Raw genomic sequence first — 1,723 nt, 5'->3', positions numbered from 1 at the left:
CGCCGCAGGGCTCGGGCCCGGCCCGGCTTTCTCGACCCTGAGCCCCACCGGTCAGGCCGTGGCCATTTGGCGGACGTCCTCGCCCTGGGCGAACTCCTCGACCATCTTGGCGCAGAAGGCCGGAAGGTCGCTGGGGTTGCGGCTGGTGACCAGTCCGTCGTCGACCTGCACCTGCTGGTCCACCCAGGTCCCGCCAGCGTTGCGGATGTCGGTGCGCAGACTGGGGAACGAGGTGACGGTCCGGCCGTTGACCATTCCGGTCTCGACCAACGACCACGGTCCATGGCAGATCGCTGCCACCGGCTTCTGTTGCTGGAAGAACGCCCGGACGAAATCCATCGCCTGTGGGTTCATCCGGAGCCGGTCGGGGTTGACCGTCCCGCCCGGCAGCAACAGGGCGTCATAGTCGGCCGGATCGGCCTCGTCCACGGTCCGGTCCACCCGATAGCGGCTGGCCGGATTGATGTCCTGGTTCATCGACTGGATCTCGCCGGACTGCAACGAGATCAGGTGGACCTCGGCCCCCGCCTGCTCCGCGGCGGCCCGGGACTGGGTGTACTCCACATCCTCCACCCCGTCGGCGGCGAGGCACGCGACGCGCTTGCCGGTCAGTGGCTGCTGGCTCTGCGCCATCTCTGCGGCCTTCCTCTCGCGGCGCCGCCCCGTCGGCGGCACATCGCTCGAACGCGATCGCCTTCCCTGTGTGGGCACGGGCAAACAGACAAGCGAGCGCCACTCAAGGGCGGCAATGTGGGCCCTCTGCACAGCGAGGGCCGGCGCGGAGTAGGCCCGCTACCAGGTGTGCTGCCTGTCGCAGCGGGTAACGCAGGCAACCCATTGGTGCCTATGATCCGGAAAGGTCAGACATGACCCTCGCTGCCAACGCGATCGAGCTACCGTCCGGCCAGACGATGCCCGTGCTCGGTCAGGGAACCTGGTACCTCGGCGAGCGCCCCGCGAGGCGGCAGGACGAGATAGCCGCCCTACGCACCGGGCTCGACCTGGGCATGACCATGATCGACACTGCGGAGATGTACGGTGACGGCGCCTCCGAGGAACTCGTCGGCGAGGCGATCATCGGACGACGCGCCGACGTCTTTCTGGTCGACAAGGTGCTCCCGTCCAACGCCAGCCGACGGGGTACCGTGCAAGCCTGCCGCCGCAGCCTGCAACGACTCGGCGTCGACCACATCGACCTCTACCTGCTGCACTGGCGTGGCTCGAATCCGCTCACGGAGACGATCGAGGCGTTCGCCGAACTCATCGACGCCGGCGACATCGGGCAGTGGGGCGTGAGCAACTTCGATCTTTCCGACATGACGGAGCTGTTCGAGGCGGGCGGCAGCGCCTGCGCGACCAATCAGATCCTGTACAACCTCACCCGCCGCGGTCCCGAGTACGACCTGCTGCCGTGGCTACGCGAGCACCGAATCCCGGTGATGGCGTACTCGCCGATCGAGCAGGGCCGACTGCTCGGCCACCCCCAAGTCGCGGAGACCGCCGCCCGACACGCGGTCACGCCCGCTCAGGTGGCGCTGGCCTGGGTGTTGCGGCAGGAGAGGGTCGCGGCCATCCCTCGGTCGTCCAACCCCGAACACACCCGGGAGAACGCCGAAGCGCGCGACCTGCAACTGAGCGAGGAGGACGTGGCGGCACTCGACACGGCGTTCCCACCGCCGGCCGGCCCGCAACCGCTGGAGATGTTGTAGCGTCGCCGACCGTT

General features: G+C 68.5%; 2 protein-coding genes. One reads left to right on the top strand and one right to left on the bottom strand.

Annotation, left to right across the window (positions count from 1 at the left end; translation table 11 throughout):
* Positions 1–51 precede the first annotated feature (51 nt).
* Positions 52–633, bottom strand: coding sequence for a type 1 glutamine amidotransferase domain-containing protein (locus AB0I71_RS32350; RefSeq protein ID WP_357591148.1), 582 nt, complete (start codon positions 631–633; stop codon positions 52–54).
* Positions 634–866: 233 nt separating this feature from the next.
* Between AB0I71_RS32350 and AB0I71_RS32345 the strand changes: the two genes are divergently transcribed.
* Positions 867–1,709, top strand: coding sequence for an aldo/keto reductase (locus AB0I71_RS32345; protein ID WP_357591146.1), 843 nt, complete (start codon positions 867–869; stop codon positions 1,707–1,709).
* Positions 1,710–1,723 lie beyond the last annotated feature (14 nt).

The sequence above is a fragment of the Micromonospora sp. NPDC049891 genome, assembly GCF_040660295.1.
Classification (GTDB): Bacteria; Actinomycetota; Actinomycetes; order Mycobacteriales; family Micromonosporaceae; genus Micromonospora.
The sequence above is the reverse complement of the archived record's forward strand: the minus strand, read 5'-3'. Positions and strand labels throughout refer to the sequence as shown.